Source organism: Streptomyces sp. TLI_185, assembly GCF_003814765.1.
GTDB lineage: Bacteria > Actinomycetota > Actinomycetes > Streptomycetales > Streptomycetaceae > Streptomyces.
On the sequence record NZ_RKRB01000001.1, the window covers coordinates 4,460,404 to 4,483,550 of the forward strand.

Here is a 23,147-nt window from a genome sequence, read left to right on the forward strand (position 1 = left end):
CATGGGCGCCGGGCACGCACACAGGCTCTACCGGCACGGGCACTCCCCCGTGCACGCCCTGCCGCCGCACACCAAGCTCGCCGCCGCCTTCGCGTTCGTGGTGGTCGTGGTGTCGACGCCGCGGGAGGCGGTGTGGGCGTTCGGCGCCTACGCCGTGCTGCTCGCGGTCGTCGCGCAGCTCGCGCGCGTGCCCGCCGGGTTCCTGCTCAAGCGGCTGCTGATCGAGGTGCCGTTCGTCGCGTTCGCGGTGCTGATGCCGTTCGTGGCGGAGGGCGAGCGGGTGGACGTCCTGGGCCTCTCGCTGAGCGTGAACGGCCTGTGGGGCGCCTGGAACGTGCTCGCGAAGGGCACGCTGGGTGTCGCCGCGTCCGTCCTGCTGGCCTCCACGACCGAACTGCGCGAACTCCTCCTCGGCCTGCAGCGGTTGAAGCTCCCGCCACTCCTGGTCCAGATCGCGTCCTTCATGATCCGCTACGGCGACGTCATCACGGACGAGATGCGGCGGATGCGGATCGCGCGGGAGTCCCGGGGCTTCGAGGCACGGGGCGTGCGGCACTGGGGCGTGCTCGCGAAGTCGGCCGGCGCCCTGTTCATCCGCTCCTACGAGCGCGGGGAGCGCGTCCACCTGGCCATGGTCAGCCGCGGTTACGCCGGTTCGATGCCGGTGATCGACGAGGTGACCGCGTCCCGGGCGCAGTGGTCGTACGCCCTCGCGCTCCCCTTCGCCGCCCTCGTCGTCTGCCTGCTGGGATGGACCCTGTGAGTACTCCTTCTCTCGAGGTCTCCGGCCTCGCCTTCGCCTACCCCGACGGCCACCAGGCCCTGTTCGGCGTCGACTTCTCCATCGGGCGCGGCGAGCGGGTCGCGCTGCTCGGTCCGAACGGTGCCGGCAAGACGACCCTCGTGCTGCACCTCAACGGCATCCTGACCGGCGGCGCGGGCTCGGTCACGGTCGCCGGGCTGCCCGTCGGCAAGCAGCACATGGCGGAGATCCGCCGAAGGGTCGGCATCGTCTTCCAGGACCCGGACGACCAGCTGTTCATGCCGACGGTCCGCGAGGACGTGGCCTTCGGGCCTGCGGCGGCCGGACTGAAGGGGCCGGAGCTGGAGGAGCGCGTCGACCGGGCGCTCACGCAGGTCGGCATGGCGGAGTTCAAGGACCGCCCCCCGCACCACCTCTCCTTCGGACAGCGGCGCCGGGTGGCCGTGGCGACCGTCCTCGCCATGGAGCCGGAGATCCTCGTCCTGGACGAGCCGTCCTCCAACCTCGACCCGGCCTCCCGGCGCGAACTGGCCGACATCCTGCGCTCGTTGGACGTCACCGTCCTCATGGTCACGCACGACCTGCCCTACGCCCTGGAACTGTGCCCGCGCTCCCTGATCCTCAGCGAGGGCGTGATCGCGGCGGACGGCAAGACGGCCGAGCTGCTCTCGGACGAGGACCTGATGCGCGCCCACCGGCTGGAGCTGCCCTTCGGTTTCGACCCGCGGTCCGTGACAATGGGCGCGTGACGAACGAGGACCATACGGCGACCGGCCCCGAGGGCTCGCTGCTGCTCGACGACCAGCTGTGTTTCGCGCTGTACGCGGCCCAGCGCGCGGTGACGTCCTCCTACCGCCCGCTCCTCGACGAACTCGGCCTCACCTACCCGCAGTACCTGGTCCTGCTCGTCCTGTGGGAGCGCGGCGAGATCCCGGTCAAGGAGCTGGCGACGGCGCTGCGGCTCGACTACGGCACGGTCTCGCCCCTGTTGAAGCGGCTGGAGGCGGCGGGCCTGGTGCGCCGCGAGCGCGCGGCGCACGACGAGCGCTCGGTGCTGGTCGCATGCACGGGGCGCGGGGAGGAACTGCGGGAGCGCGCGGCGTGCGTACCGGGCGCGCTGCTCGCGGCGACGGGGCTCGACGCACCGGAGGTCGCACGGCTGCGCGAGGAGCTCTGGCGGCTGGCGGCGAGGGCCGAAGCAGCCACGAATCGCTGATCTCGGGTTACCCCCGGTTGCTACCCCCTGGTAACGCCTGCTGAACTACCAGCCAGTACCTTGTGCACGATGTACTTGCGCGCACTCGTTCTGGGGGGCCAACCATGAGCGCCATGGGTGACGAACTCACCGACGTCGACACCCGACCGACGAAAATCATGTACGTCGCCGAGGCGACCGCACACGGCGGCCGGGAGGGCTACGTCACCAGCCAGGACGGGCAGATCGAGGTCAAGGTCGCGATGCCGCCGGAGCTGGGCGGCGACGGCGACGGCACCAACCCCGAGCAGCTGTTCGCGGCCGGCTACAGCTCCTGCTTCCACAACGCACTGGTGCTGGTCGGCCGCCGTGCCGGCCTCGACCTCACCGGTTCCACGGTCGCCGCGAAGGTCGGCATCGGCCCCAACAAGCAGCGCGGTTACGGCCTCGCGGTCGCCCTCAGCGTCTCGCTCCCGGTGCTGGACCAGGACGTCGCGGCGAAGCTGGTGGACGCGGCGCACGAGGTCTGCCCGTACTCGAACGCGACCCGCGGGAACATCGACGTGACGATTCTGCTTGGGTGAGTAGGGAGTACACACAGGCAGGAGGAGCACGGGCGTGGACGTGAACGGCACAGTGGCCGAGGGCTTCGAGCCGGTCAGGGAAGCGTTCGTACGGAACTTCGAGGTGCTCGGGGACCGGGGCGCGGCCGTCACCGTCTACCGCGACGGGCACAAGGTCGTCGACCTGTGGGGCGGCACAAAGGACGTCGACGGCACGGCCCCCTGGGAGCACGGCACCGCCCAGATCGTGCGCTCGGCGACCAAGGGGGTCGCCGCCGCCGTACTCCTGCTGCTGCAGCAGCGCGGGGAGCTGGACCTGGACGCGCCGGTCGGCGAGTACTGGCCGGAGTTCAAGGCGGCGGGCAAGGAGCGGACGCGGGTGTGGCACCTGCTCGCCCACCGCGCCGGAGTGCCCGTCCTCGACCGCCCGCTCACACCCGCCCAGGCCGCGGACCCGGACCTCGGCGCCGAGGCGGTCGCGGCGCAGGCACCGGCCTGGGAGCCGGGCACCGACCACGGGTATCACGCGCAGACGTACAGCTGGCTGACCGGCGAGCTGGTGCGGCGGATCACGGGACGCACCGTCGGCGAGTGGATCGCGGACGAGATGGCCGGGCCGGTCGGGGCGGACCTGTGGCTCGGGCTGCCGTCGGGTGAGCAGGCGCGCGTGGGCCGGGTGGCCCAGGTCGACCCCCCGGCGGACCCGCACGGTCTGCGGACGCGCCCCAAGCGCGCGGTCTCCGAGGCCTATGCCGACCCCGGCTCCCTCACCCGCCGCGCCTTCGCCGCGATCACCCCGCTGCCCGACGAGAACGACCCCGCCTATCGCGCCGCGGCCCTGCCCGCCTCCAACGGCATCGCGACGGCGGAGGGCCTGGCGCGCTTCTACTCCTCCCTGATCGGCGAAGTGGACGGCGGAACAAGGCTGTTCACACCGGAGACCGTGGAGCTGGCCCGCACCGAACGCAGCGCGGGGCCGGACCGCGTGCTGGTCGTGCACACCCGGTTCGGCCTCGGCTACATGCTCCACGGTGCGGCATCCCCGCTCCTGTCCCCCACCTCCTTCGGCCACCCGGGCCGCGGCGGCGCCCTGGGCTTCGCCGACCCCGACTCGGGCATCGCCTTCGGCTATGTGACGAACGGCTTCCGCAAGTCCGTGACAGCGGACCCACGGGCGCAGGCCTTGGTCCGGGCGGTGCGGGCGGCCGCGCCCTGAAGGGGCGCGGGGCTGTGTCGATGTGCGGCTCCGCCGCGTGGGCGCGAGCAACCACGACGGCCCCGCAGACGCCGACCGACGCATCCCGGCACCCCGGGGCGCGCAGCCTCAGACGTTGATCGAGTGCGACGTCCGCCCGGACGCCGAGTCGATCTCCCCATGCGCCTTCGTCAGCAGCTGCATGGCGAGTTCGTTCAGCGCCCGCGCGCCGGCGATCTCCTCACCCACCCGTGGCTGATTCGCGTCGGTGTGGTGGCGGCTCGCGTGGCCGTGGCCCTTTACCTCGGTCCCGTCGGACAGGCGCACCAGCGCGACCGCCCGCGTGTGCGTTTCGTCCTCCTGGAACTCCAGCTCGACGTGCCATCCCACTGCGGTGTGCATCATGACGATCACCTCCGGAAGACCTGCTTCCAGAGTGCTCCTACGGGCCCGCGGATGCACGCAGACCCCGGGCCGACACTGATGTCGGCCCGGGGTCTGTCGGCGCGAGAGGGCTGCATCAGCCGTCGTTCTCAGCCGACGGGAGGTAGGCACCCGGCACGTCGGCGGGCGCGTAGACCTTCTTGTCGCCGGGGTACGGCTTGGTCCAGTTGTGGGTCTGGTACCAGGTGTAGCGGTTCATCTGCTCGTTGTTGGCGTAGTCGGGCACGGCGTGCGGGCCGGTCAGCCGCTGGTGCGAGGCCCAGGTCTTCCACTCGGCCGCGAGATCCTGCTTGGCCTCGGGGACCGTGGCGGAGGTCGGAGCGGCCGCCGCGGTGCGGTCCTGCGGGGCCGGGGTGTCCGAGCCGCAGGTGGGCTGGGGGCTCACGCCGAGGGTCAGCGAGGTCCGGTTGGGCTCGGCCGTGAACGGCGTGTTGTCCGGCTTCAGGGAGAACGCCCCGTACATCGGGGTGGCCGCGCTGTCGAGCTGGTTCATCGGGTGGATCCCGAGGATCTGCTCGACGGTGCGGACCATCGTGATCTGTGAGTAGTAGTGGCTGTCGACGGTGTCGTGCCTGGCCCAGGGGCTGATGATCTGGACCGGGGCGCGGTGGCCGTCGACGTGGTCGAGGCCGTTCTGGGAGTCGTCCTCGACGACGAAGATCGCGGAGTCCTTCCAGTACTTGCTGTGGGAGATCTCGTCGACCATCCGGCCGACCGCGAGGTCGTTGTCCGCGACCTCGGCCGCCGCGTTGGCCGGGCCGCCCGTGTGGTCGTTGGAGAACCAGAACATGTTCAGGTTCGCGGGACCGTTCTTCTCGAAGTCCTGCTTCCAGATCTGTTCCTTGTAGATGTCCGGGACGTCGAGGTCGAACATCGGGAAGCCCTGCACGGACACCTTGTTGAGCGAGGGGATCGCCGAGCCGGTCTGGATGGGGTACTGGGTCTGCGCCCCGGTGGCTTCCATGTTCTTGCTGTCGCAGTACAGGTTCTGCCAGTTCGCGCCGGCCGGCTTGGTCTCCAGCGACTGGAACTCGCCGAAGTCCTTGACCGACCTGCCGGCCGCCTGCGCGCCGCTCCAGATGAAGCCGGACTTCTGGTGGCCGAGGGCGTCGTTCTCGGTGTCGTAGCTGCGCTGGTACTCGCCGGCTGAGGACTCGGTGTACTCCGGGTTGTCCGACTGCATCAGCCAGTTGTGGCCCTCGGCGGAGTTCGTGCCGACGTCGTAGAAGTTGTCGTAGAGCCCGAACTGCTCGGCCAGCGCATGCTGGTTCGGCGTCACGTTCTCGCCGAACGTCGTGAGCGAGGGGTCCCCGTCTCCCTGCGGCAGGTCGCCGTAGACCTGGTCGTACGTCCGGTTCTCCTTGACGAGCAGGAAGACGTGCTTGATCGTCGAGGGGTCGCCGAGCCGCAGCGGGACCGGCAGGGCCTTCCCGGAGGTCTTGCCGCCGGCCGTCGTGACCGAGCCGGGCGTCCAGCCGTTCTGCTTGAAGACCTTGGCGGTCTGGGCCTTGACGGTCTTGTCGTCGGGCAGCGTGAACTGGGTCAGGCTCGACGTCGTGTCGTGCGTGCCGTGGCCGGAGGCGGCGGTGGGGCGGCGGGCGTCGATGCCGCGGGTGTTGGAGACGACGACGTTCTTGCCGACGGTGGCGATCCCCGAGGGGAAGTAGTCCGTCGGGAGCAGACCGACGTAACGGGCGGGCTCCTGCGGGGACTTGTACCGGTAGACGGCGACCGCGTTGGCGCGGCCGAGCGTCACCAGCAGGCGGCCGTCGTCGGCGAGCGTCACCGCGTTCGGCTCGTAGCCGACCTTCGCCTCCGGCCAGGGCTGGGTGGCGATGGTCTGTACGACCTTGTCCTTGGCCGTGCTGATGACCGAGACGCTGTTGTCGGCGGTGTTGGTGACGAACACCGCGCCCTTGTTCGCGTACACCGCGGTCGGGTGCAGGCCGACGTCGATGCTGCCGACCGCGGCGGACGGGTCCGCCGTGTCGATGACGCTGACGGTGCCGGTGGTGGTGGCGCCGGTGTCCGGGTCGGCGGGCACCTGGGTGCCGTAGGAGTTGATCGTGGTCTCGCCGTCCTTGGCCGGACGGCCGCCCTCGTTGCTGACGTAGAGCTTGCCGCCGACCAGGGCGATGCCCCGGGGGGCGTTGCCGACGGCCCAGCTCTGCTTGACGGTTCCGGTCGCCGCGTCGATGGCGACGACCCGGTTCTGGCCGTTGACCGCGGAGTACACGGTCGAGCCGTCGGCCGAGAACACCGCAGCACCCACGAGCGCGTGCTTGGTGCCGTCGGCCGGGATCGGGACGCTCACCGGGCTGGAGAGGGTGCCGTCGGCGCCCACGGTGAACTTGGTGTAGCCGTCGGTCTGGCCGAGCCACAGCTGCGTGCCGTCGGGCGAGTACGTCGGGCCCTCCTGGCCGACGGAGCCGCTCTTGATGCGCAGGTCGTCCGCCGCGTTGGTGCCGACCTTCTGGATCACCTGACCGGTGGCGATGTCCATGACGACCAGCGAGGCGTCACCGTCGGCGACCGAGGCCGCGAGCCGGCTGCCGTCCGGGCTGACCGTCGACGACATGATCTTGCCGTCGTTGATGACGCTGCGGCTGCCGTACGGCTTGATGTACTGGTCGCTGGAGATGACCTGGCCGTTCGCGGTCTCGTCGGCGACCTGCTGGGTGCCGAACTGCCACGTGGAGGCGACCGCGGTGCCCGTGACGCCGAGGGCGACCGCGATGCCCGCCGTGACCAGCAGGGCGCGGCGGCCGACGCGTCTGCCGAAGAGGTTGACCTGATCCTTCTCGTTGATCCGACGCTGGCGTGTTACCTGCACGGAGCTGTTCCCTTCAGTGGGTGTCGAGCAGCTCGACGTTGCCGTCGAACTGCCACAGCGGATTCGGGGCGTCACCGGTCGAAGTCCGCACCAGGAAGTAGCCGTTGACTTCCTTCGGACCGTCGCCGTCGGCCACGAACCGCCCGTCTGAGGTGATGTCGAGCTGATAGATCGCCGTCCCCGCGACCGGCACCCCGGGCAGGTGCCAGGTCACGACACACCGCCAGTCGTTGCCCGCCCCCTCCTGGGCAGCCTGGCCGTCGCTCTTGGTGCACGCCGCCGAGGCCCGCAGCTGCGCCTCGGTGACGGCGGGACGGTGAAGCTGCTCGGTCTGCATGCGGTAGAGGTGGGCGAACGCCGTGGCCACCGACCGCTGGACCTTGTCCTGCTTGATGCCGGAGCCGGTCGAGGGGGTCGCTACGGCGACCACGGCGACCGTGAGGGCGGTCAGTGCCGCCGGCGGCAGCAGCCCAACGGTGATCGCGCGGCGCCCGGAACCGTCGTAGGCGAGGTTGGTGAAGTCGCGCCGGAGGAAGAGAAGATACGCCAGCGCGGTCGCGAGCAGGGCCCACACCAGGCTGACCGTGATGCCGATCAGGAGCGGGCCGAGCTGCGTGGGGTCGGTGAACAGGCCGTTCCAGGCGATGAAGGCGTAGCCGGGCAGGGCGAGGCGCACGGCGACGGGCAGCGGCAGCATCTGGGCGACCGACATCGCGAGCGCGACGAGCGGGGGCAGCAGCAGCCCCATCGGGGACCGCCCCAGCGCGACCGACCCGAGCAGTCCGATCGCGGCGAGGGCCAGCGTCGGCGCGAGGGCCGCGACCCAGGCGAGCAGGACCCGGACGGCGGCGTCGGAGGGTGCCAGCAGGTGGCCGTCGAGGCCGACCAGAGGCTGGTTGCCGACCGACACCAGCCCGCCGACCGCGCTGGACACGGCCAGCCCGGCCACCAGCAGCAGGATGACGGTGAGGCTGGCGAGCGACTTCGCCACGAAGATCCGTCGCGGCGACCGCACGGCGACCAGCAGATGCCGCCAGGTACCGAGCCGGTCCTCGGCGGCGAACACGTCACCGGCGACCACCGAAGCAAGCAACGGCAGCGCATAGGTGCCCGCGAACCCGAGCATGACCAGGGGCCCGGCCCACCCGGTGGCGTGCATCCAGCGCCCGAAGAGCGTGTCGCTGGGCAGGGTGCTCTGCTGACTGACCCCCGCGGCGAAGAGGGCGGGAGCAATCCAACAGGCAAGCACCAGCAGCCGGATCCGCCACTGCGAGACCAGCTTGACCAGTTCGAAGCGGTAGCCGCGCGAAACGGGGACCCGGCGGGCCCTGACAACCTTGTCGGCGGCGACGGTCGCGGTCATCGGCCGGCCTCCTGCTCCTGCTCGGTGAGGGCGAGGAACGCGGCCTCCAGCGGCGATACGACGGGCGCGAGCTCGCGCACCGCGACGCCCGCCCGCACGAGGCCCGCCACCAGTTCGTCAAGGGCGGGCACCAGGGCGCGCACGACGAGGAGTTCGTCGTCCTGCCGTATCCCGGCGTCGTCGACGACCCGGATGCCGTCCGAGCCGTCGGCCAGCCGTCGCGCGGCCTGCGGGTCGGAGGTCCGCACCCGGTAGTCGAGTTCACGGTTCTCGGCGGCCAGCTTGCCCAGCGGGCCGGAGAACACGACCCGTCCGGTGGCGAGGATGGTGACCTCGGAGCACAGCGCCTCGAGGTCGTCCATACGGTGGCTCGACAGCACCACGCTGGTGCCGTCCGCGGCGAGCCGGGTGAGGACACGGTGCACGTGCCGTTTCCCGGCCGGGTCGAGGCCGTTGGAGGGTTCGTCGAGCACGAGCAGCCGGGGCTTGGTGAGCAGGGCGGCTGCGAGCCCGAGCCGCTGCCGCATGCCGAGCGAGAAGCCGCGGGCCTTGTCGTCGGCGACGGCGGTGAGCCCGACCTGGTCGAGCACGTCGTCGATCCCTGCGGAGCCCGCGTCGAGCCCGCGGAGCCGGGCCAGCGCGGCGAGGTTCTGCCGGGCGGTGAGCGAGGGGTAGAGGCCCGGCCCGTCCACGAAACCGGAGACACCTTCGGGAGCGTCGAACGCCCGCCCCACCGGCGTACCGAGGATCTCGAGGCGCCCGCTGTCGGCGACGGCCAGACCCAGCAGCAGACCGAGCAGCGTCGTCTTGCCGGCGCCGTTCGGACCGACCAGCCCATGGATCTGACCCTGCGTCACGTCCAGGTCGACACCGTCGAGTGCGACGACGTCGCCGAAGCACTTGGTGATCCCGCGAGCCACAACTGCGTGGAGTGTCCCCATGGGCCCCCCTTCTCCCGATGTCCGCTGGGACCATAGGGACAACACACAACCCAGGCACAAACGCAGAGTTGAACTCCCGCGGAACGGATCGTCAAGGCGTAGGCAAGTCGCGCTCCGCGGGAAGGGCCGGTTTCAGGCCGTTGGTCGTCTGCGGGCCTGTCGTGGCTGATCGCCCCCCCTCTCGACTTCGCTCGAGCGGGGGACCCCCATCGCGGCGGAGCCGCATGTCGATACAGCCCCGCCCCGCTCAGGTGCTGGTCAACCCGCCCGCAGCATCAAGCCGATCCCCGCCACCAGCAACACCGCCGCCGCGATCCGCGGCGCCCCGAACCGCTCCTTGAAGAACACCGCTCCGATGGCCGCCCCGACGATGATCGACGACTCGCGCAGCGCTGCGATGGGCGCCAGTTCGGCCTTGGTCTGGGCCCACAGGACCAGGCCGTACGCGGCGACGGACATGGCGCCGCCCAGGAGACCCACGCCCGCGAACGGCCGGAGAACGGCGAGGAATTCACCCCGCCACCGGGTCAGCGCGTACACCGGGATCGCGAACCCCTCCACCGCCATCAGCCAGGCGATGTACCCGAGGGAAGAGCCCGACGCCCGCACCCCCAGCCCGTCCACGACCGTGTACGCGGCGATGGTCAGCCCGGTGGCGAGGGCCGCGCCGATCGCCGCCCAGTTGGGCCGGCTGCCGCGCAGCCCCCACAGCGCGACACCGGTCAGGCCCGCGCAGGACAGGGCGATACCGGCGGCCGCCCACCCGTTCGGCACCTCGTGCGCGAACACCGCGGCGAGCACCGTGACCACAAGGGGCGCGGTGCCGCGGGCGATCGGATACGCCTGCCCGAAGTCGCCGAGCCGGAAGGACCGCATGAGCAGTACGTAGTACGCGAGGTGGATGAAGGCGGAGGCGGCGAGGTACGGCCACGCGCCGGACGCCGGGAACGGGACGAACGGCACCATCGCCAGCCCGATCAGCATCCCGCCGCCAGCGATCAGCGTGAACCCGACCAGCTTGTCCGTGATGCGGTGGGCGATCGCGTTCCAGCCGGCGTGGGTGACCGCGGCGCACAGGACGGCCGTGGCGACCAGCGGCGTCACGAGCTGCGCTCGCGCACGTCCACCAGGGTGGCTCCGGCGCGGGTGACGAGCTCCTTGGGCTCCATGGGGAACACGGCGTGCGGATTCCCGGCGGCCGCCCACACGACGTCGTGCTCCAGCAGCGAACGGTCGGCCAGCACCCGGGTCCTCGTACGGTGCCCGAAGGGCGGCACACCCCCGATCGCGTACCCGGTCGTCTCCCGTACGACGTCCGCCTTGGCCCGCGTCACCTTCTCGGCGCCGAGTTCCTCCCGCACCCGCTCGACGTCCACCCGCGACGCCCCGTCCATCAGCACCAGCACCGGGACCCCGTCCGCCGCGAAGATCAGCGACTTGCAGATCTCGCTCAGCTCGCACCCGATCGCGGCGGCCGCCTCGGCGGCGGTGCGGGTCGCGTCCGGGAAGCGGCGGATACGGGTGTGCAGGTCGCCGAGTCCCAGTTCGCTCAGGGCGGCGGTGAAACGGGGGTTGGCTCCGGAGCTTTCGGCGGCATCGGCGGTCGTCATGCACGGCACGCTAGCGCTGCGTGCGTACGGCACGCGACCGAGTTGTCCGAGTGCCCCGGCGCGCCCTGCCGCTGCGCCGTCCCACTCCGTGATCATGGTGACCCCACCGCCGCACGGCCGGGAGGAAGCACGAGGAAGCACCATGTCCCGCTACCTGTTCGACAACGCCGACGCACAGACCCCCGGCCGTTTCTCCGCCCTGGAGACCTGCTACGACGCGGTCTCCCGCCGTCGGCTGGAGCTGACCGGCCTGGCGCCGGGCTGGAGATGCCTCGAGGTCGGCGGAGGCGGCGGCTCGCTGGGCGACTGGCTCGGCGAGCGGGTCGGCCCGGACGGCGAGGTCACGATCACCGACATCGACCCGCGCTGGGCGCAGCAGGTTCCTCAACGCCCGCCGCACGTACGCCTGTTGCGGCACGACATCGTGACCGACCCGCTGCCCACCGCGCACTACGACCTGATCCACGCCCGCCTGGTCCTGCTGCACCTGCCGGAACGGCTGCCCGTGCTGGACAGCCTGGTGAAGGCCCTCCGCCCAGGCGGCTCGCTGCTGCTGGAGGAGTTCGACTGCGGATGGACGCCGGTCCTCGCGGCCCCCACCGGGGCGGCGGCCGCCCTCTTCGAGCGCGTCGTGAGGGCCCTGCACACCCAGGTGGAGAAGGCGGGAGGCGACCCGCTGTGGGGCCGCCGGGTGCTGGGCGCCATGGCCCGCGCCGGACTCACGGACCTCACGGCGTCGACGTACGCCGAGTCCTGGCCGGGCGGCAGTCCCGGCATCGACCTGCACCGCGTCAACATCGAACAGACCGCGGACCGGTTGCGCGCGGACGGCATCACGGACCCCGAACTCACCGCCTTCCGGGCCCTGCTGCAGGACCCGGCCTTCGTGGTCAACTCCTACCCGCTGATCAGCGCCCGAGGTCGCCGCCCGGAGACGGACTCGGAGTCGGCATGATGACGACCACCCACCTCCGCTACCGCGAGGTCCGCCTGCCCCGCGCCGCCGAGAACCCCCTCGCCCTGATCGTGCGGCTCGTTCGCAGCGGTCTGTTCGACCCGTACGTCGTGTACGAGCGCGACGGCGCCTGGTCCCTGGCGGGCGGGTCGCTGGCCTCGGTCCGGCTGGGCCCCGGCGCCCGTGATCTGTCGGAGGTCGAGCAGCGGTTCGCGACGATGCCGGTGACGGGGTGGCGGGCGTACGGCTGGGCCGCGTTCGAGCTGGGTGCGGCGCTGGCGGGAGTCGACCTGGAGCCCGAGGCCGGTGTGGATCTCCTCCACCTGATCGTCCCGGCCGACGAGATCAGGACGTACGGCGACGATGTGCTGGTGCGCTGTGTGGACCCGGCCCGCCTGGACCGCATCGTCGCCCTCATCGACACACCCCCCGCAGAAACGATCCCGGAGCCCCGTGCCCCCATCGACCTCCCCCTCGCCGACACCGGCAACTACCGCGCCGCCGTCGCAGCCGCCCTCGTGGAACTGAACGGCCCTGGCCCGCTGGAGAAGGTCATCCTGTCCCGCCGGGTGCCGGTCCCCGGCCCGGTCGACCTGATCACCACGTACGCCCTCGGCCGCCGCGCCAACACACCAGCCCGTTCCTTCCTCCTGCACCTCGGCGGCATCCGCGCGGCCGGCTTCAGCCCGGAGACGGTGGTCGAGGTGACGGCGGACGGCCATGTACGGACCCGCCCCCTGGCCGGCACGCGCGCGCGTACGGGTTCGCCGGTCGAGGACGCCCGCCTCCGTGCCGAGCTCCTGAGCGACCCGAAGGAGATCCACGAACACGCGGTGTCCGTACGCCTGTCGGTGGAGGAGATGACCGCGGTCTGCGACGACACCTACGTCAGCGAGTACATGACGGTCGAGGAGCGGGGCACGGTCCAGCACCTGGCGTCCCGTGTGGTCGGCCGCCTGCGCCCGGGCCTGGGCCCCTGGCAGGCCTTCGCCGCGCTATTCCCGGCGGTGACCGCGACAGGGATCCCGAAGGCTCCGGCCTACCCCTTGATCCGCGCTCTCGAAGGCCGCCCCCGGGGCCTCTACGCCGGTTCCGTCCTGACGTGCGACGCGTCCGGCACCCTCGATGCGGCGCTGGTGCTCCGCAGTGTGTACGAGCGGAACGGCGAGTGCTGGCTCCAGGCGGGCGCGGGTGTGGTGCGGCAGTCCCGCCCGGAGCGGGAGCACGAGGAGACCTGCGAGAAGCTTCGCGGGGTCAGTGTGTGGAGAGGTGCGTGAGGAACGTCGTCCACGTGGTGGGCGCCACCGTGAGGTGGGGGTTCTCGGGGGTCTTGGAGTCGCGGATGTGGATGGTGGCGGGGGCTACGGCGACTTCGACGCAGTCGCCGGGCTCGCTGCTGTCGCTGTAACTGCTCTTGAACCAACGGAGTTCCGAGGTGCTCATAATCTCCCCAGCACTTGCTCGACGAACGCTAGCGACTCTTTCGGCGTGAGAGCCTGCGCCCGGATCATCCCATAGCGCAGTTCGAGGATCTGAAGATCACGGTGACTTGAGACCGGCCGACCGTTGAACGCGCCGTCGGATCGTCCGATCGCCGTGCCGTCACCGAACTTCAACACGTCGATCAGGCCCTGCATACCCGCGTGGTCCTCGCGGTCGGTCGGCATGACCTGGAACGTGACGTTCCTCAACTGCGCAACATCCAGCAGGTGTTCGAGCTGTCGGCGCAACACCATCCTCCCGCCAATCGGCCGCTCCAGCGTCACCTGCTCCTGGACAAATCCGAGCGTCGGAGCGGGGTCACGCTCGAAGATCGCCTTACGGGACATGCGGGCGGCTGTCTCCCGTTCGACCACGTCTGCCGATAGCGCGGGTTGGTGGGTCTCGAACAGCGCCTTCGCGTACTCCGGCGTCTGCAGCAGACCGTGGAGGTTGTGGTTGCGATAGAGGAGCACCTCGACCGCCCGCTCCTCCATCTCAGCCATCTTCCGCACCTTCTTCGGATACCGCGCCTTGCGCATGTCCTCCATGAAGGAACGCAGATGCCCCTGCGCCTTCAGCACCGTGTCCGCCCTGTCCAGGAACTCGGGCCTCGGGATCCGCTGTCCCCTCTCCATCTTGCGGATCATGTCCTCGCCGTAGCCCATGACTTCGGCGAAGTCGGCCGACCGCATCCCTGCCCCCTCGCGGCACACCTTGAGCAGGTGCCCCACGGCCTGCACGACCGGCTCGATCTCATCCCCCGGCTCCACATCCCAACCGGCCTCGTCCACACCTTCGTTCATGACCACCTCCAACGCGCCACGTACCCGAAGGGCACCGCGGACAGCCGAGACAACACGAGACAAACGCCGGACAGTCACCGAACGCCCACGCGCCGTCACCGCTCACGGTAGGCAGAACCCGCCACGCTGAGTGACATGAATCAAGAAACGGCCGAGGCCGACCGCCAACTCGACACCCCCATCCGCAACTTCAGCATCCGCCTGTCCCCCACACCATTCGGCGCCCGCCTCGCCCGCCTCCTCACCGCGGAGCAACTCCGCACCTGGGGGCTCCCGTTGGAGAACGCCACGCAGATCGTCGCCGACCTGGCGGCCAACGCGGCAACGCATGGCCGCGTCCCCGGCAGGGACTTCCGCCTGACCCTCTACGTCGTCGCCGACACCCTCCGCATCGAGGTGACCGACACCCGCCCCGACCGCCTCCCCCACCTCGCCCCGGCAGGGTCCGGCGCCGAGTCGGGCCGGGGCCTTGTCCTGGTGGACAGCCTGTCGGACCGGTGGGGCGTGGCCGTGGGGCCGTATCCGCGGAAGACGGTGTGGGCGGAGTGCACTCTGTAGATGTACATCTGCTACATTCGTTACATGAGTGAGCCGGTAGTCGAGTCCATGGCCGAGGTCCGCAATCACCTTGCCGACGTCATAGACCGTGCCCACCGGGAGGACACTCCGACGATCATCACCCGGCGCGGCAAGCAGGAAGCCGTCGTGATCGACATCGACGAATACCAACGCCTGCGCAAGATCGCCGAGGACTCCGAAGAGGCGTGGCTCAACCAGCTGGCCGACGAGGCCGAGTCCGAGGGCACGCAGGGCTCGGTCTCCCTCGAAGAGATGGCCGCCCTGCTCCGCGCCGGCCAGGGTTGACCTCATGGGGTATGCCACGCGGTTCACGCGGCATGCGCAGCGGGACATGCTAAAAATCCCGCGCCCGGACGCTCTGCGGATTCTGTATCGCCTCGCCGAATTGCAGAAGGCGATGGACGCGAATGAGACCACGGGGTTCGACATCAAGGCCTTGCAGGGTCACGAAGCCCGATGGCGGCTCAGGATCGGCGACTACCGCGTCGTCTACACCGTCGAGGACGGCCAGCTGATCGTCTGGGTCCTGGCCGTCGGCAACCGTCGCGATGTCTACCGCCAGGTTCCCTGATGCCGCGCCGTCGGAAGCGACCCCTTTCCTGACTCAGTCCGCGAACGTCACCCCCTTCGCCTCCGTCACCGCCGCCGTCCGCCCCGGTGCCGAGTGGTACTGCCAGTACAGGTTCGTATGGGCGATGACCTGCTCCGGAGGCGGGGCGCCCCACTTGCTGTTGTCGTTCGTGGTGTGCGCGTCGGCGACGAGCGTAACGTCGTAGCCCCGTACGAAAGCACCGTGGATCGTGGAGCGTATGCAGGCGTCCGTCTCCGCACCCGCCACGACGAGACGGCCGACTCCGGCCGCGGCGAGGACCTCCTCCAGGTCCGTGCCCTCGAAGGAGTCGCCGTAGTTCTTGTGCACCAGCGGCTCGGACTCACGGCGCGGCAGCTCGGGGACGTACTCCCACCCCTCGCTGCCCTTGGCCAGGCCTTCGTCGGAGTGCTGCACCCAGACGACCGGCACGTCCTGCGCGCGAGCCTTGTCGACGAGGGCGGCGATGTTGGCGACGACGGCGTCCCGCTCGTGCGCGGACGCCACGACGCCCCGCTGGACGTCGATCACCAGCAGGGCGGTGTGGGGGCGTTCCTGAAGAGTGGTCATGCCGCCACGTTAGGCGGCGGCACTGACAATCGCCCTGCGCTTGCGGCGTTCGGCGACCAGACCGCCGGCCGCACCCAGGGAGACCAGGCCCATCATCGCGGCGGCGAGGATGCCCTTGATGCCGTCCATGGTGAAGTACATGGCCGCGGCCGTGGCGCCGTTGAAGAGGAACAGGAACCAGAGCGTGCCGGGGCGGCCCAGGAACGCCTTGATCTTCGGCTTCTTCGCGATGCGCGAGCCGGCGAGGAGCGCGACGACCACCCCGACACCACTGGCCACGTTCTTGCCGGTGCCGTCGAGGACCGCGCCCGCAGCCGTGCTCGCGGCGAGGCCCGCCACGAAGAAGCTCCAGAGCAGAAGGTCCGCGACGAACTTCCTGACGGCGGCGGCGAAGGGGTGTGTGACGGAGCGGGCGTGCTGCATGGGAGGAGCCTTTCGGGAGGGGATCTCGTTACGTGATCCACGATCCCGTCGGGCAGCCTCCGCAACGAGGGAGCGGCCTCCCGAACCCATGGTGTAGCGCACTACACCATGCAGGTCGGAAGGCCGCCCACCACCAGCCGGAGCCTCAGGCCCGCACCAGCTCCCGTTCCTCGTCCGGATCGCTGTCGCTGTCCTTCGCATCGCCGTCGCCGAGGGTCTTCAGGCCCTCGCCCTCGACGTCCACGTTCGGCACCGCCCGGTCCAGCCACTTCGGCAGCCACCAGGCCCTCTTGCCGAGCAGGCCGAGGACCGCCGGGACGATCGCCATCCGCACGACGAACGCGTCGAAGAAGACGGCGATCGCGAGGCCGAATCCGATCATCTTAATCATGGACTCGCTGGAGGTGATGAAGCCTCCGAAGACCGCGATCATGATGGCCGCGGCGGCCGCCACGACCCGTGCGCTGTGCCGGAAGCCGGTCACCACGGCCTGGCCCGGCGTCTCGCCGTGGACGTACGCCTCGCGCATCCGGGTCACGAGGAACACCTCGTAGTCCATCGCGAGACCGAACACCACACCCACCATGAAGATCGGCATCATCGACATGATCGGGCCGGTCTGCTCGACGCCCAGCAGGCCGCCGAGCCAGCCCCACTGGAAGACCGCGACCACGGCACCGAGCGCGGCGAGCACGCTGAGCAGGAAGCCGAGTGCCGCCTTCAGCGGGACCAGGATGGAGCGGAAGACCGCGATCAGGAGCAGGAAGGCGAGGCCCACCACCAGCCCCAGATACGGGATCAGGGCGTCGTTGAGCTTCTGCGAGAAGTCGATGTTCATCGCGGTGGTACCGGTGACCAGCACCTTCGCACCCGTGTCGGCCTTGATGCCGGCACCCTGGTCACGGATGGCGTGCACCAGGTCCTCGGTCTGCACCGAGGACGGCTTCGAGCCCGGGATCACGGTGATCGTCGCGGTGTCGCCGGCCTTGTTGAACACCGCCGGGGTCACCGTGGTGACGTCCTTGAGGCCCTTGATCCCGTCGGTCACCTTGTCGGCCGCCGCCCTGGGGGCGTCGCTGTCCTTGGCGTCGACCACGATCATCAGGGGGCCGTTGAAGCCGGGGCCGAAGCCCTCCGAGAGGAGGTCGTAGGCGCGGCGCTGCGTCGTGGACGTCGGCTGCGAACCGTCGTCGGGCAGCCCCAGCTCCAGCTGGGTGGCCGGGACGGCGATCGTCCCCAGACCGACCACACCGAGCAGCAGCACGGCGGCCGGACGGCGGATCACGAAGCTCGCCCAGCGGGCGCCCAGACCGGGCTTCTCGGGGGTGCCGGCCGCGCTCTTGCGGCGCTTGTCACCCGCCGCCTTGACCTTCCTGCCCGCGTAGCCGAGGAGTGCCGGGATCATGGTCAGCGCGATGAGGACGGCCACCACGACCGTGCCCGCCGCCGCAAGGCCCATCTTCGTCAACATCGGGACGTTGACGACCGAGAGGCCCGCCAGTGCGATCACGACCGTGAGGCCCGCGAAGACCACCGCCGAACCGGCGGTCCCGGCCGCGCGTCCGACGGCCTCCTCACGGTCGCGGCCCTCGGCCAGTTCGCCGCGGTAGCGGGAGACGATGAACAGCGCGTAGTCGATGCCGACCGCGAGACCGATCATCAGGGCCAGAGTGGACGCGGTGTCGCCCAGGTCGAGTGCCTTGGCCAGAACGGTGATGGTGGAGACACCGATACCGACGCCGATGATCGCCGTCAGCAGCGGCAGTCCGGCCGCGACCAGTGAGCCCAGGGTGATGACGAGGACGACCGCGGCGATCGCGAGGCCCACGACCTCACCGGCCGCTCCCGGCTCGGCCCCGGCCTGCAGCGCGTCACCGCCGATCTCGACGGTCAGCCCGGCGTGGCGCGCGTCCTGCGCGGCCTCCTTCAGGGCGTCCCGGGAGGCGTCCTTGAGCTCCATACCGGAGACCTTGTACTTCACGGACGCGTAGGCGACCGTGCCGTTCTTGCTGACAGCGTGCGCCTGGTAGGGATCGGCGACGGAGACCACCTCGGAGCCGTCGGCCAGCTCCTTCACCGTCTTCTCGACGGTCGCCTTGTTGTCGGCGTCGGTCATCTTCTCGCCCGCGGGCGCCTTGAAGACGACGCGTCCGGTCGCGCCGTCGGCACTCATCCCGGGGAAGCGCTGTTCCAGCAGGTCGAAGGCCTTCTGCGCCTCGGTGCCGGGTATCGAGAAGGAGGTGGAGCCCGCAGCGGGGGCGCTGGCCGCGCCGACCCCCGCGAGGGTCAGCAGCGCCACCCAGAACAGGGCGACGAAGTGCCGTCGCCTGAAGGCGAACCGGCCGAGTTTGTAGAGGAACGTGGCCACGGAGGCGTACTCCCGGTCAGGTCGTGGGGTCTTTCAGGGCAGGGGTGATCAGCCCGGCGGGGAGGCAGGGGTGATCGTCCCGACGACTTGAGCGGTGACGTCAGGTGAAAAAGGGAACTGCGGGGAAGGGTGAGGGCCTACTGGACGAGGACCTACTGGACGCCGAGAGCGGGGAGGACCACGGCGTCGATGTACGAAATGAGGAAGGACTGCGTCGGCGGCAGCTCGTCGAGCATCGTGCGGGCGGCGAACCCGCCGAGCATCATGTGCATCATGTAGTCGATCGCCGGGTTGTCGGCACGGACCTCACCCCGGTCGATCGCCCGCTGCACCACTCGACGGAACTCCGCCATCTCGGGCTCGACGAGAAATTCCTTGAACGCCTTCAGCAGGTCGGGGTTGCTGTGGACCGCCATGGCCAGGCCCCGCATCAGCGCGGAGTTCTGCTCCATCTCGCAGTCGTCCGACCGCATCGTGAGGGCGTGCAGATCGCCCCGGAGGGACCCGGTGTCGATCTCGCCGAGGGCCAGGCCGCCCGGCTTGTTGTGCCGCACCGCCTTGGCGACCAGCTCGGCCTTGCCGCCCCACTGGCGGTAGAGCGTCGCCTTGCTGGACTTGGTGCGGGCGGCCACGGCGTCCATGGTGACGGCGTCGTAGCCCACTTCCCGGAGCAGGTCGAGCACGGCCTCGTACAACTCGGCCTCACGCTCGGGCGTGATCCGACTGCGACGCGCCGTTGCGACCTCAGTCATGCCACTCACCTTCCCGCTCGGGATGCGCCGTCCTGGCGCCTGCTTCGTACCTTCATGAAGATACCCTGTATGCCTGCGAAACGAAACCGTTTCGTACGTGCGCTGGCTCACGTGTGTGAAGGATCCGTAAGTTCCCACAAGTTGCCCGGCCCCATCCGGCGGAAAAGCATGGGGAGGTGAGCTATCTGCGCCTGCCCCATCTCAGCGGTGACCTGTTGTGCTTCGTGGCCGAGGACGACCTCTGGCTCGCCCCCCTGGACGGCCCGGGCCGCGCCTGGCGCCTCACCGTCGACCGTACGAAGGTCGGCCACCCCCGCTTCTCCCCGGACGGCCGCACCATCGCGTACACGAGCTGGCGCAGTCTGGTCCCCGAGATCCACACCGTCCCGGTGGACGGCGGCCCGGGCCGGCAGCTCACCTACTGGGGTTCCGCGGACACCCAGGTCTGCGGCTGGACACCCGCCCAAGGGGACAGAGGGGGCACCATCCTCGCCGTCGCCTCCCACGGTGAGCCCTTCTCGTACTTCACCTGGGCCTACAAGGTCTCCCCCGACGGCGACCCCGGCCGCAAGCTCCCCTGGGGTCCGGTCTCCGACATCCAGGTCGCCGACATCGAAGGAGAGCGCAGGACCCTCCTCCTGACCGGCACCCCGCCCCACGAACCCGCCGCCTGGAAGCGCTACCGCGGCGGCGCCATGGGCCGCCTCTGGCTGCACGGCGAGCGCCTGCTTGCCGACCTGGAGGGGCATCTGCACTCCCCGATGTTCGTCGGCGGCCGGATCGCCTTCCTCTCCGACCACGAAGGCATCGGCAACCTCTACTCCTGCGCCTACGACGGCTCCGACCTGCGCCGCCACACCGACCACGACGCCTTCTACGCCCGGCACGCCTCGAGCGACGGCACCCGGGTCGTGTACCAGTGCGCCGGCGACCTGTGGATCGTCGACGACCTGGCCGCCGACTCCGGGCCGCGCCCCTTGGACGTACGGCTGAGCGGGCCGCGCGCGGGCCGGCGCACCTACCAGGTCCCGGCCGCCCAGCACGTCGACGGCATCTCGGTCGACGAGACGGGCCGCGCGAGCGCCGTCGTCGTACGCGGCAGCCTGTACTGGCTCACCCACCGGGACGGCCCGGCGCGCACGATCACCGACACCCCCGGCGTACGGGTCCGCCTCCCGGAGATGCTCGGCTCGACCGGCCAGGTCGCCTATGTGACGGACGCGGAGGGCGAGGACGCCGTCGAGATCGCCTCTCTGCCGCGCGCGACCGGCGACCGCGAGCCGCGCAGGCTGGCCTCCGGCGAACTGGGACGCGTCCAGGAACTCGTCGCCGATCCGCAGGGCGAGCGCCTCGCCATCGCCTCGCACAACGGCCGCCTGCTGCTCCTCGACGCAACGGAGGATTCGAACGGGGAGGTGACCGAGCTGATCCACTCGGTCAACGGCCCGGTGCGCGACCTCGCCTTCTCCCCGGACGGCGCGTGGCTGACCTGGTCCCACCCGGGAATCGGCCGCTCCCTGCGGCAGATCAAGATGGCGCGCATAAAGGACCACCTGATCGTCGACGTGACCAACGGCCGCTTCGAGGACGAGAACCCTGTGTTCACGAGGGACGGCCGCTATCTCGCCTTCCTGTCCTGGCGCGGCTTCGACCCGGTGTACGACGTCCACACCGGGGACCTGTCCTTCCCGCTCGGCTGCCGCCCGTACCTGGTCCCCCTGTCCTCCGCGACCCCCTCCCCCTTCGCCCTCACCCCGGAGGGCCGGCCGGCCGCCGGCGGCCTCGACCCGGTGGAGGACGAGGAGGAGGGCGGCGACGGCGCGGTCACCGTCGAGATCGAAGGGCTGGAGAACCGGGTCACCCCCTTCCCGGTCACCGCCTCCAAGTACTCGGCGCTGTACCCGGTTGCGGGCGGCGGCCTGGTCTGGCTGCGCTGGCCGATCTCGGGGGCGCTCGGCGAGACGTTCGCCAACCCGGACGACACCACCGGCCGCCCGACCCTCGAACACTTCAACATCAGCAAGGCGAAGAAGTCCGAACTCCTGGAGCACCTCGACTGGTTCGCACTCAGCGGCGACGGCACCCGCCTGGTCGTGGTCGACGAGGGCGAGCTGCGGGCCGTCCCCTCCTCCGAGTCCGGCGACGGCGACACGACGGTCTGGATCGACCTGCGCCGCATCCTGCACGAGGTCGACCCGGCCGCCGAGTGGCGCCAGTCGTACGAGGAGGCCGGCCGTCTCATCCGCGCGTACTTCTGGGATCCCGGGATGTGCGGCATCGACTGGGACGCGGTGCTCGACCAGTACCGCCCGCTGGTCGAACGGGTCGCGTCCCCCGACGAGTTCGCGGACCTCCTGCGCGAAGTCCTCGGCGAGCTGGGCACCTCCCACGCCTACGTCACCGCCGCCCGCCGCAACGAGGGCCCGCCCCACTACCAGCGCCTCCAGGGCCTGCTCGGCGCCAACCTCGTCCGCAGGCAGGAGGGTTGGGTGGTCAAGCGGATCCTCCCGGGTGAGTCGTCGGACTCCAAGGCCCGCTCACCGCTGGCGGGCACCGGCATCAGGGACGGCGCTGTACTGACCCACGTCGACGGCCGCCCCGTGGACCCGCTGACGGGGCCGTACCCGCTGCTGGCGGGTGCGGGCGGCACCACGGTCGAGCTCACCTTCACCGCGGCCGAGGGCGAGGCGGGCCGCTCACGCCGCGTGGCCGTGGTCCCCCTGATCGACGAACGCCCCCTCCGCTACCAGGACTGGGTGGCCAAACGCCGCGCTGTCGTACGGGAGTTGAGCGGCGGCCGCTGTGGCTATCTGCACATCCCGGACATGGGCGGCTCGGGCTGGGCCCAGTTCAACAGGGACCTGCGGATGGAGGTGTCGAGGCCCGCCCTGATCGTCGACGTACGCGGCAACGCGGGCGGCCACATCAGCGAACTGGTCGTCGAGAAACTGTCCCGCACGATCCTGGGCTGGGACCTCACCCGCGACGCCCAGCCGGTCTCGTACGCGTCCAACGCGCCCAGGGGCCCGGTGGTGGCCCTGGCCGACGAGGCGACCTCCTCCGACGGCGACATGATCACGGCGGCCATCAAGCTCCTCAAGCTCGGCCCCGTGATCGGCCAGCGCACCTGGGGCGGAGTGGTCGGCATGACCGGCCGCCACCGCCTCGGCGACGGCACGGTCATCACCGTCCCGATGAACGCGGCCTGGTTCGACGCCTACGGCTGGACCGTGGAGAACAAGGGCGTCACCCCGGACCTGGAAATCCTCCGCACCCCCCTGGACTGGGCGGAGGGCCGCCACGCACAACTGGACGACGCGGTCCAGTTGGCGGTGGAGTTGCTGGAGACGAACCCTCCGGCGACCCCTCCGGATTACAGCAACGTCCCGGACCGCTCACGTCCGAAGCTGCCGCCCCGGGCAAGGCCTTGAAGCACAAGTGTGGGGTGCCCCAAAACCACAGGGCACCCCACACTGCCGGCTCAGGCCGGACGACTAGACGTCGTAGTCCTGGTCGAAGCGGTCCTGCTCTTCCCGCTGCAACCGCTCCGTCTCCTCGTCACGCATGCGCTCGCCCGGCTTGCCACGCCGCTGACCCTGCTCCTGGCCCGGCCGGCCGCGCTGCTGGCCCTGCTCGCGGGCCTGCTGGGCCTTCTGCTTGGCCTGCTCCTGCCACTGTTCCGACTGGTCCTGGAACTTGTCCTTCATACCCATGTGGGT

General features: G+C 70.5%; 24 protein-coding genes. 11 read left to right on the plus strand and 13 right to left on the minus strand.

Annotated features, from left to right (window positions below):
* Position 1 precedes the first annotated feature (1 nt).
* The 5 genes from cbiQ (at position 2) to EDD92_RS20355 (ending at position 3,737) form a co-directional block, all read left to right on the plus strand.
* Positions 2–763, plus strand: a complete 762-nt coding sequence (gene cbiQ, locus EDD92_RS20335; protein WP_123965638.1) for a cobalt ECF transporter T component CbiQ — start codon at positions 2–4, stop codon at positions 761–763.
* On the plus strand, positions 751–1,512 hold the full coding sequence (locus tag EDD92_RS20340; RefSeq protein ID WP_123965639.1) for an energy-coupling factor ABC transporter ATP-binding protein: 762 nt from the start codon (positions 751–753) through the stop codon (positions 1,510–1,512). The genes cbiQ and EDD92_RS20340 overlap by 13 nt, the downstream gene beginning before the upstream one ends.
* Positions 1,509–1,979: a MarR family winged helix-turn-helix transcriptional regulator gene (locus EDD92_RS20345; RefSeq protein ID WP_123965640.1), complete on the plus strand. Its 471-nt coding sequence runs from the start codon at positions 1,509–1,511 to the stop codon at positions 1,977–1,979. The genes EDD92_RS20340 and EDD92_RS20345 overlap by 4 nt, the downstream gene beginning before the upstream one ends.
* 113 nt (positions 1,980–2,092) lie before the next feature.
* On the plus strand, positions 2,093–2,542 hold the full coding sequence (locus tag EDD92_RS20350) for an organic hydroperoxide resistance protein (protein WP_123965641.1): 450 nt from the start codon (positions 2,093–2,095) through the stop codon (positions 2,540–2,542).
* Between the two features lie 34 nt (positions 2,543–2,576).
* Positions 2,577–3,737, plus strand: a complete 1,161-nt coding sequence (locus EDD92_RS20355) for a serine hydrolase domain-containing protein (RefSeq protein WP_123965642.1) — start codon at positions 2,577–2,579, stop codon at positions 3,735–3,737.
* Between the two features lie 108 nt (positions 3,738–3,845).
* Here EDD92_RS20355 and EDD92_RS20360 read toward each other — a convergent pair whose 3' ends face one another.
* From EDD92_RS20360 to EDD92_RS20385, 6 genes are all read right to left on the minus strand, one after another.
* Positions 3,846–4,121 carry a DUF1876 domain-containing protein gene (locus EDD92_RS20360; protein WP_123965643.1) on the minus strand — a complete coding sequence of 92 codons (276 nt, stop codon included), beginning with the start codon at positions 4,119–4,121 and terminating at the stop codon, positions 3,846–3,848.
* A 115-nt stretch (positions 4,122–4,236) separates the two neighbouring features.
* On the minus strand, positions 4,237–6,993 hold the full coding sequence (locus tag EDD92_RS20365; RefSeq protein ID WP_123965644.1) for a bifunctional YncE family protein/alkaline phosphatase family protein: 2,757 nt from the start codon (positions 6,991–6,993) through the stop codon (positions 4,237–4,239).
* A 13-nt stretch (positions 6,994–7,006) separates the two neighbouring features.
* Positions 7,007–8,356: an ABC transporter permease gene (locus EDD92_RS20370; RefSeq protein WP_123965645.1), complete on the minus strand. Its 1,350-nt coding sequence runs from the start codon at positions 8,354–8,356 to the stop codon at positions 7,007–7,009.
* The gene (locus EDD92_RS20375; RefSeq protein ID WP_123965646.1) at positions 8,353–9,297 is read right to left on the minus strand and encodes an ABC transporter ATP-binding protein; all 945 of its coding nucleotides are present in this window, start codon (positions 9,295–9,297) and stop codon (positions 8,353–8,355) included. Before EDD92_RS20375 ends, EDD92_RS20370 begins: the two co-directional genes overlap by 4 nt.
* 258 nt (positions 9,298–9,555) lie before the next feature.
* Entirely contained in the window at positions 9,556–10,401 is an 846-nt protein-coding gene (locus EDD92_RS20380) for an EamA family transporter (RefSeq protein ID WP_123965647.1), read from the minus strand.
* Positions 10,398–10,907 (minus strand): YbaK/EbsC family protein, encoded by a 510-nt coding sequence (locus EDD92_RS20385; RefSeq protein WP_123965648.1) that lies wholly within the window; start codon positions 10,905–10,907, stop codon positions 10,398–10,400. Before EDD92_RS20385 ends, EDD92_RS20380 begins: the two co-directional genes overlap by 4 nt.
* Before the next feature lie 142 nt (positions 10,908–11,049).
* On the opposite strand from EDD92_RS20385, the gene EDD92_RS20390 reads away from it, so the two are divergent.
* Positions 11,050–11,862 carry a class I SAM-dependent methyltransferase gene (locus EDD92_RS20390; RefSeq protein WP_123965649.1) on the plus strand — a complete coding sequence of 271 codons (813 nt, stop codon included), beginning with the start codon at positions 11,050–11,052 and terminating at the stop codon, positions 11,860–11,862.
* Complete coding sequence (locus EDD92_RS20395; RefSeq protein ID WP_123965650.1) at positions 11,859–13,139, plus strand: salicylate synthase; 1,281 nt, start codon at positions 11,859–11,861, stop codon at positions 13,137–13,139. Before EDD92_RS20390 ends, EDD92_RS20395 begins: the two co-directional genes overlap by 4 nt.
* On the opposite strand, the gene EDD92_RS20400 is transcribed toward EDD92_RS20395, so the two are convergent.
* Both EDD92_RS20400 and EDD92_RS20405 read right to left on the minus strand, forming a co-directional pair.
* Entirely contained in the window at positions 13,117–13,305 is a 189-nt protein-coding gene (locus tag EDD92_RS20400; RefSeq protein ID WP_123965651.1) for a DUF397 domain-containing protein, read from the minus strand. The two genes, EDD92_RS20395 and EDD92_RS20400, sit on opposite strands and share 23 nt — an antisense overlap.
* Complete coding sequence (locus tag EDD92_RS20405) at positions 13,302–14,147, minus strand: helix-turn-helix transcriptional regulator (RefSeq protein ID WP_123965652.1); 846 nt, start codon at positions 14,145–14,147, stop codon at positions 13,302–13,304. The genes EDD92_RS20400 and EDD92_RS20405 overlap by 4 nt, the downstream gene beginning before the upstream one ends.
* Before the next feature lie 135 nt (positions 14,148–14,282).
* Between EDD92_RS20405 and EDD92_RS20410 the strand changes: the two genes are divergently transcribed.
* From EDD92_RS20410 to EDD92_RS20420, 3 genes are read left to right on the plus strand one after another with little or no spacing between them, the layout of a single operon-like run.
* Positions 14,283–14,705: an ATP-binding protein gene (locus tag EDD92_RS20410; RefSeq protein WP_123965653.1), complete on the plus strand. Its 423-nt coding sequence runs from the start codon at positions 14,283–14,285 to the stop codon at positions 14,703–14,705.
* Between the two features lie 24 nt (positions 14,706–14,729).
* Positions 14,730–15,011, plus strand: coding sequence for a type II toxin-antitoxin system Phd/YefM family antitoxin (locus tag EDD92_RS20415; RefSeq protein WP_260326623.1), 282 nt, complete (start codon positions 14,730–14,732; stop codon positions 15,009–15,011).
* A 4-nt stretch (positions 15,012–15,015) separates the two neighbouring features.
* Complete coding sequence (locus EDD92_RS20420) at positions 15,016–15,297, plus strand: type II toxin-antitoxin system RelE/ParE family toxin (protein WP_123965654.1); 282 nt, start codon at positions 15,016–15,018, stop codon at positions 15,295–15,297.
* Positions 15,298–15,330: 33 nt separating this feature from the next.
* On the opposite strand, the gene EDD92_RS20425 is transcribed toward EDD92_RS20420, so the two are convergent.
* The 4 genes from EDD92_RS20425 to EDD92_RS20440 all read right to left on the minus strand — a co-directional run bounded on the left by EDD92_RS20425 (position 15,331) and on the right by EDD92_RS20440 (position 19,428).
* Positions 15,331–15,885 carry a cysteine hydrolase family protein gene (locus EDD92_RS20425; protein ID WP_099929429.1) on the minus strand — a complete coding sequence of 185 codons (555 nt, stop codon included), beginning with the start codon at positions 15,883–15,885 and terminating at the stop codon, positions 15,331–15,333.
* 9 nt (positions 15,886–15,894) lie between these two features.
* A complete protein-coding gene (locus EDD92_RS20430; RefSeq protein ID WP_123965655.1) occupies positions 15,895–16,308 on the minus strand; it encodes a hypothetical protein in 414 nt (137 codons plus the stop codon).
* Positions 16,309–16,453: 145 nt separating this feature from the next.
* Entirely contained in the window at positions 16,454–18,676 is a 2,223-nt protein-coding gene (locus EDD92_RS20435; protein WP_123965656.1) for an MMPL family transporter, read from the minus strand.
* Positions 18,677–18,828: 152 nt separating this feature from the next.
* Positions 18,829–19,428, minus strand: a complete 600-nt coding sequence (locus EDD92_RS20440) for a TetR/AcrR family transcriptional regulator (RefSeq protein ID WP_123965657.1) — start codon at positions 19,426–19,428, stop codon at positions 18,829–18,831.
* A 176-nt stretch (positions 19,429–19,604) separates the two neighbouring features.
* On the opposite strand from EDD92_RS20440, the gene EDD92_RS20445 reads away from it, so the two are divergent.
* Positions 19,605–22,859 carry a S41 family peptidase gene (locus tag EDD92_RS20445; protein ID WP_123965658.1) on the plus strand — a complete coding sequence of 1,085 codons (3,255 nt, stop codon included), beginning with the start codon at positions 19,605–19,607 and terminating at the stop codon, positions 22,857–22,859.
* A 63-nt stretch (positions 22,860–22,922) separates the two neighbouring features.
* Here EDD92_RS20445 and EDD92_RS20450 read toward each other — a convergent pair whose 3' ends face one another.
* Positions 22,923–23,141: a hypothetical protein gene (locus EDD92_RS20450; protein ID WP_123965659.1), complete on the minus strand. Its 219-nt coding sequence runs from the start codon at positions 23,139–23,141 to the stop codon at positions 22,923–22,925.
* Positions 23,142–23,147 lie beyond the last annotated feature (6 nt).

What these genes read in the sequence shown, in the direction of transcription:
- cbiQ (WP_123965638.1), top strand. Translation starts at nt 2, where the DNA reads ATGGGCGCCGGGCACGCACACAGGCTCTACCGGCACGGGCACTCCCCC.
- EDD92_RS20340 (WP_123965639.1), top strand. Translation starts at nt 751, where the DNA reads ATGGACCCTGTGAGTACTCCTTCTCTCGAGGTCTCCGGCCTCGCCTTC.
- EDD92_RS20350 (WP_123965641.1), top strand. Translation starts at nt 2,093, where the DNA reads ATGGGTGACGAACTCACCGACGTCGACACCCGACCGACGAAAATCATG.
- EDD92_RS20360 (WP_123965643.1), bottom strand. Translation starts at nt 4,121, where the DNA reads ATGATGCACACCGCAGTGGGATGGCACGTCGAGCTGGAGTTCCAGGAG.
- EDD92_RS20370 (WP_123965645.1), bottom strand. Translation starts at nt 8,356, where the DNA reads ATGACCGCGACCGTCGCCGCCGACAAGGTTGTCAGGGCCCGCCGGGTC.
- EDD92_RS20375 (WP_123965646.1), bottom strand. Translation starts at nt 9,297, where the DNA reads ATGGGGACACTCCACGCAGTTGTGGCTCGCGGGATCACCAAGTGCTTC.
- EDD92_RS20385 (WP_123965648.1), bottom strand. Translation starts at nt 10,907, where the DNA reads ATGACGACCGCCGATGCCGCCGAAAGCTCCGGAGCCAACCCCCGTTTC.
- EDD92_RS20390 (WP_123965649.1), top strand. Translation starts at nt 11,050, where the DNA reads ATGTCCCGCTACCTGTTCGACAACGCCGACGCACAGACCCCCGGCCGT.
- EDD92_RS20395 (WP_123965650.1), top strand. Translation starts at nt 11,859, where the DNA reads ATGATGACGACCACCCACCTCCGCTACCGCGAGGTCCGCCTGCCCCGC.
- EDD92_RS20400 (WP_123965651.1), bottom strand. Translation starts at nt 13,305, where the DNA reads ATGAGCACCTCGGAACTCCGTTGGTTCAAGAGCAGTTACAGCGACAGC.
- EDD92_RS20405 (WP_123965652.1), bottom strand. Translation starts at nt 14,147, where the DNA reads ATGAACGAAGGTGTGGACGAGGCCGGTTGGGATGTGGAGCCGGGGGAT.
- EDD92_RS20410 (WP_123965653.1), top strand. Translation starts at nt 14,283, where the DNA reads ATGAATCAAGAAACGGCCGAGGCCGACCGCCAACTCGACACCCCCATC.
- EDD92_RS20415 (WP_260326623.1), top strand. Translation starts at nt 14,730, where the DNA reads ATGAGTGAGCCGGTAGTCGAGTCCATGGCCGAGGTCCGCAATCACCTT.
- EDD92_RS20420 (WP_123965654.1), top strand. Translation starts at nt 15,016, where the DNA reads ATGGGGTATGCCACGCGGTTCACGCGGCATGCGCAGCGGGACATGCTA.
- EDD92_RS20425 (WP_099929429.1), bottom strand. Translation starts at nt 15,885, where the DNA reads ATGACCACTCTTCAGGAACGCCCCCACACCGCCCTGCTGGTGATCGAC.
- EDD92_RS20430 (WP_123965655.1), bottom strand. Translation starts at nt 16,308, where the DNA reads ATGCAGCACGCCCGCTCCGTCACACACCCCTTCGCCGCCGCCGTCAGG.
- EDD92_RS20440 (WP_123965657.1), bottom strand. Translation starts at nt 19,428, where the DNA reads ATGACTGAGGTCGCAACGGCGCGTCGCAGTCGGATCACGCCCGAGCGT.
- EDD92_RS20450 (WP_123965659.1), bottom strand. Translation starts at nt 23,141, where the DNA reads ATGGGTATGAAGGACAAGTTCCAGGACCAGTCGGAACAGTGGCAGGAG.